Annotated in this window: 6 protein-coding genes; all 6 read right to left on the bottom strand. The window is 35.6% G+C overall.

Translation table 11 applies throughout. The annotated features are described in order from the left end of the window. Positions 1-263: Gfo/Idh/MocA family protein (locus AC1DSB_RS15010; RefSeq protein WP_477587012.1), on the bottom strand; the 263-nt coding region annotated here is incomplete at its 3' end. Beyond that, positions 260-1,174, bottom strand: coding sequence for a DapH/DapD/GlmU-related protein (locus AC1DSB_RS15005; RefSeq protein ID WP_477587011.1), 915 nt, complete (start codon positions 1,172-1,174; stop codon positions 260-262). The genes AC1DSB_RS15005 and AC1DSB_RS15010, both read right to left, overlap by 4 nt. After that, the gene (locus AC1DSB_RS15000; RefSeq protein ID WP_477532693.1) at positions 1,171-1,902 is read right to left on the bottom strand and encodes a polysaccharide deacetylase family protein; all 732 of its coding nucleotides are present in this window, start codon (positions 1,900-1,902) and stop codon (positions 1,171-1,173) included. The genes AC1DSB_RS15005 and AC1DSB_RS15000 overlap by 4 nt, the downstream gene beginning before the upstream one ends. Positions 1,903-1,913: 11 nt before the next feature. Beyond that, positions 1,914-3,224 carry a nucleotide sugar dehydrogenase gene (locus AC1DSB_RS14995; RefSeq protein WP_477587010.1) on the bottom strand — a complete coding sequence of 437 codons (1,311 nt, stop codon included), beginning with the start codon at positions 3,222-3,224 and terminating at the stop codon, positions 1,914-1,916. Positions 3,225-3,256: 32 nt separating this feature from the next. Next, positions 3,257-4,375 (bottom strand): O-antigen polymerase, encoded by a 1,119-nt coding sequence (locus tag AC1DSB_RS14990; RefSeq protein ID WP_477587009.1) that lies wholly within the window; start codon positions 4,373-4,375, stop codon positions 3,257-3,259. A gap of 212 nt (positions 4,376-4,587) precedes the next feature. Beyond that, positions 4,588-5,712 (bottom strand): glycosyltransferase family 4 protein (locus tag AC1DSB_RS14985; protein ID WP_477587008.1); only part of this gene is annotated, 1,125 nt, incomplete at its 5' end.

The raw sequence follows: 5,712 nt of genomic DNA, 5'->3' as shown, positions 1-5,712 counted from the left end.
ATACAATCCAATGCAATTTGTCCATGTTTCCCGCTTTCTGTACAAATCGCCACTAAATCAGGTTTTTCAATTGCCAGCATCTGTCGATAATCTGTATATTTAGTTACTGCAACCCCTAAATCAAATGTTGAAAGGGTCTGCTCCATTTTCTTTTCATCGAGATCACAAATGGCGACAATGTCTAACTTATTTTGAATAGCAGCTGCCAGATGATTCGGTGAAATCCTCCCACAACCGATGATGGCAAATCGTAAGTTCGTCATTTCTCACCCACATGATTTCTTATTTTTTTTCCAGGCACACCGACAATCACCACATTATCCTCCACATCTTTTACAACGACCGAACCTAAGCCGATTAAACTATTGGCGCCAATGGTTACTTGATTTCGAATCGTCGCTGCAGGAGAGATATAAACATTTTTCTTAATCCACACACTTCCAGAGATATTGACCAACGCGGCAATCATGACATGATCTTCAATGATGACATTATGGGCGATGTGACAAAGGTTGTTAATTTTTACATGATTCCCGATTTCCACATCCCCTAACGTTCCTCTGTCAATACACGTATTCGCCCCAATTTCCACATCTTCGCCAATGATCACACCGCCAAAATGGGGAACTCTAACATTGATCCCGTCAGTATTTTCAAAATAGCCGAACCCATCAGTACCAATCACAGCACCTGAACGAATGATTGTATCTTTTCCAATCGTGACTTTCCCTTGGATCGAAACATTATTTTCGATTCGTACATTGTCTGAAATCACAACTTCTGGCCCTATATAACAATGGTGACCAATGTAAACCTGGTTACCGATACTCCTAGTTTCAACAACCGATGTTGCACTAATAAATTCAACCTTCGTCTCTTCATGAAAAAATTGATTGAGTATCGTAAAGTACATGGCTTTTGGATTGTCACAAAAAATAAAGTTTGCCTTCTCAAAAGAACTTGTATCAAATTGTAGTGAGACAATGAGCGAATTTGTAATGACTTTTCCCATAATGGCTTGCATTTTTTTCTCGTCTTTAATCCATGAAATTAAATTGGCAGCAATATTTTCAATGGAAACATAGGTATGAATCGTGAGTTCTGAATCACCGATAAATGTGTAGGGCATTTCTGTAGTGTCTAAAAAGTCTGTGATATCTTTTATACGAATCACCCTGTTATCTCCTTCCAATCAATCACTTGATCTAATGCGGTGAAATTGTCATACATAAAATCATATCGTTCACTTATCGATTGTTTGAGGAAGTCCTTTAGCTTAACTTCCATTGTTTCAATTTCAGTAGAATACCAGAAAGGATGGGTCAGAATGTGCAGCTTTTCATATTTTCCAGATTCAATCGTTTCAATCGGGTCTTCTCGCCAATTCATTCTTGAATCTGATACGTATTTCATGCTTTTGAAGTATTTGGAGGAATAGGAGTTGATGATTTGATGGAATTGAATATCATTTTCTAATACGAGTTTGGAAGGTCGATGCATGGAAACTACTTTCACTTCAGTATTTAGTAAGTTACCGAGAATTTTGGCTTCCATTTGTACAGCTTTCTGCATATCTTCAATAGTTTGAATATCATATCGTTTTTCATCAAAATGAATGCCAATTTCGTGGCCTAACGACTGGATTTGTTTTAGCTTTTCGAAGGATTCTCTTGAAAAGATATTATAAAAATTAGTGGATAATAGAATGAAATAGGTTGATTTCACGGCTAGATCATGTTCTAGTCTGGCCATTTCTAGTGCTTTTTCAAGTGAGAAATCAACATCGTGCCTGATGATGACCGATTTTTTGACAGTTTCACTTTCGCGATACATGCAAAAGTAATACCCGTTGTGTCTTAATAATTCCAGCAGCTCGATGTAGGCTTTTGTTGTAAATTCCATTTCGTCTCCCCTTACAACAATTCGATTTTTTCTCGATTCAAAACATTCTGCATGGCATTTTTCGTATCAAAGATTGCCTTCGCATGTTGCTGAACGAAATCATAATCTACCTTTGTATGGGCAGTTGTGATAATTACTAAATCAGCACTTTCAATAAGCTCCGCAGTTAATTTTGATTCACCTTTTTTGATCACACCGTGTTCATCACGATATTCTGAAATATAAGGATCATAATAGATCACATCAGCAGCGTTTTTTTCTAATACTTCGATAACTCGAATCGCTGGGCTTTCTCGATAATMTTCAATATCCTGTTTATACGCGACACCAAGGACTAAAATGCGCGATGCACTTAACGCCTTTTTCGATTTGTTTAAAATATTACTTGCTCGTTCCACACAGTATTCCGGCATTCGGTCATTGATCATCATGGAAGCCTCAATCATGGATGTGTGAAACCCATATTCACGCGCTTTCCACGATAAATAATAGGGATCTAGTGGAATACAATGGCCCCCTAAACCTGGCCCTGGGTAAAAGGCCTGAAATCCATAGGGTTTCGTTGCAGCAGCATCGACCACTTCCCAGAAATTAATACCCATTCTGTTACAAAGAATGGCTAATTCATTGACGAGGCCGATATTGATATTTCTGTAGGTGTTCTCTAAGATTTTTTCCATTTCTGCAATCGCAGGTGATGAAACCCGATAAATCGGTGCTTCTAAAATGCTCTCATATAAACTCGCTGCGATTTCCGTACATTTTGCAGTCATTCCCCCTACCACTTTTGGGGTATTTTTCGTTTTATAGCGTAAATTCCCCGGATCGACTCGTTCAGGCGAAAACGCAAGATAGAAATCGACCCCACATTTCAGACCCGATGATTCAAAAATCGGCTTCAAGAGTTCTTCTGTTGTACCGGGATAGGTTGTAGATTCTAAAACGATTAACATTCCTTTATGCATATAAGGAACAATACTTTCTGCCGAAGCTTTCACATAACTAATATCCGGTTGCTTATAGAGGTCTAACGGTGTCGGCACACAAATACATACACAATCTGCTTGTGCAACCTGTGCAAAATCTGAGGTGGCGGTAAGGTAGCCGGATTGTACGATTTGTTCAAGGTCTTCGTTCACGACATCTCCAATGTAATTGATACCGGAATTTACCATAACTACTTTAGAATCTTGTATATCGAATCCGATTGTCCGGTACCCTGCTTTTGCCTTCTCCACAGCAAGAGGAAGACCAACATAACCTAGCCCTATGACCCCCAGTGTTGCTGTTTTATTAAGCAATTTTTCCTTTATAGTCTCCATTTTTCCACCCTCATTTTTTTTTGAGCTTGCCATCAAGTCTTTTCGTGTCTGTTAACCACGGAATTAGTTAGCCATATAACAAAAATTGCAAATAATATTCCATGAGTTAAAAGACTAGTAAATAGGGCTGCATCAACTAGTGCAGTTCCAGGAATGATGATAATTCCAGTTGATAAAACTAATGGAGTATTTTTCGACACACTATCTAATATTTTTAATACTCCCCCTAAGATCAACATAAAAAGTAGAATTCCAATTATTCCGAAATTCAAATAAGCATCCCCGAATATACCTACGTTAGGGCTAAAGTCTCTACCAAATACTTTTTGTGCTACTAAATAAACCGGATTAGTACCATATGGATTATCAATGATAAAAGAAAGGAAAGATGCGGACAGCTTATATTTCGTCATGTTCTCATAAAAATCAAAATATAAAAAATGTAACTGTGCAGGAACATAAAATAACCTTCTTAAAAAGAGCGATAACATATTTGGGTTGTTAGAAATACTGTACAAAATATATAAAATACTTAGTGAAAATATTAAGGCAGATGTGATAAAAAATAATATATTATTCTGATAACCTTTTTTAAAGAAATAATAAATTCCAAAAATAAGAATAGGCGCAAAAAGATAACTCTTATGTCCTGTCATTGCAAAAATTGAAATTTGTAAAATTAAAGAAATAACAACTAATATTCTATTTTTCCTGATCAATCCATAAATCAACAAGAACATATTTGTTATATGCGCTTGCCAAGGCAATAAATAATCCATTAACCAATTATCACTACTAGCGTTAAATTCTTCTCTAGTTGAATAAACATCTGATAGATCAAAATTTATTCTTTGTAGACCACCAGTAACGATTAAAAAAACATAAACAATGATGGTTAAGAAAAATAATATTAAAAATGATAAATTTTTTCCCTCTTTTAAAGTAGGAAGTTTTAGCATTGGGGTTTTTACTAGAATATAAAAAAGTAATAAAAATGACAGTGAAATGGTTAGAAAAAATTCTCGTGAATGATCCTGTAACCAATACAGTGATGAAATAGGTAATAATAAATTGATAAACAGCTTTATAGTAAACCCTTCATATTCAAATACTGGATTTACAAATAAAAAGTAACCGTATTCCAATAGCATTTTAAAAACGATTAATACGAATAGTGTATATAGATATTTTTTTTTAAATGTAATATTACTAATAGACAGATCACATCCTCACATAGTTCTGTATTTAAGGAAAATTCTCCACCTAAAAATTTTGGTGATGTAAAATCATTGATGAAGTAATCCTTCCAGAATTCTTATCAATTTTTCCTTTAAAGAGCCATCCTGACCACCAATCTATAAAATTATAGTAACTGTTCAAGCTTTCTAGTTAACACTTTAAAATCATAGTCTTGTGCGGCTTTTAATGCATTTTGACTATAAATTGCAACTTCATCCTGAGGCATATTAGACAGGTTAATAATGGCTTCCGCAAGCTGATTCGTACTAGCATTATCGATCACAATGCCACATTGATATTTTCGAATGAGATCGTACCCATATTCACAACCTGAAAGCGTTGGTTTCCCACTTGCAAAGTATTCAAACATTTTATTCACACTCGTACCAAACCGTTTGAGCCCGTTTTGTGAAAAAAGCTGCACAATATTTAAATCGGACTTACTGAGAACATACGGGATATGATTTTTATCGACAAACCCTTTAAATTGAATGTTTTTAATTCCATGATCAACACAATATTTTTCTAAATTCTCTTTCTCTGTTCCTCGCCCATAAATTAAAAACTTTATATGATTAACACCTTTTTTCTGGATGATTTCTGCAATTTCTACAACTAGATCTACATTGTTTGCCTTCCGAATCGATCCAGTGTACACAACCTTAAACAGTTTGGGGTTGTTTAAATCAGGATCCACTACTATATAACGCTTTATATTTTCAGTGAAACGCTCTAAATCAACACCATTATTAATGTGATGCACTTTCGTTAAATCAATCGGTCCGCCGAGTTCTTTGTTCCACCCTCGTTCAATTATGTAATCCTTCCCACCCTCCATCGTAAAAATCAATTTGTCACACTTTTTATAAATCCATCTTTCCCCACGATATAGCAGATTGGTGACTAAGCTATTTCTTTTTATCGAGTCATATTCGATTAAGGACTCAGGCCATAGATCCCGCACTTCACAAACACAAGGAATGCCAAACTTTTTCGCGAGTTTAATGCCCGCTATTAAAGTTAGCGGATGAACACTTGAAGCGAGGATCACATCAGGCTTCCCGTGAATTTTTGCAACCTCTTTTGCGACGGGGAACAGATTTCGATAGAATACGATCATGTTTTTAATTCGTTGTTTGCCATTTCCGACGTAACTAGGTGTTTTGATAAAAACATAGGGAATGCCATTTACTTCATTTGTTTTGTATTTTTTACTTCCTGTATCAATATTCTCGTCTGTATTATGAAG

The sequence above is a fragment of the Paenisporosarcina sp. P4_E4_2 genome (assembly GCF_056401595.1).
Note: the sequence above shows the minus strand (reverse complement) of the source record. Positions and strands in the feature narration are given on the sequence as shown.

Excerpts from the sequence above, each read along its gene's own strand:
- AC1DSB_RS15000 (WP_477532693.1), bottom strand. The coding sequence starts at position 1,902 with ATGGAATTTACAACAAAAGCCTACATCGAGCTGCTGGAATTATTAAGA.
- AC1DSB_RS14990 (WP_477587009.1), bottom strand. The coding sequence starts at position 4,375 with ATGCTATTGGAATACGGTTACTTTTTATTTGTAAATCCAGTATTTGAA.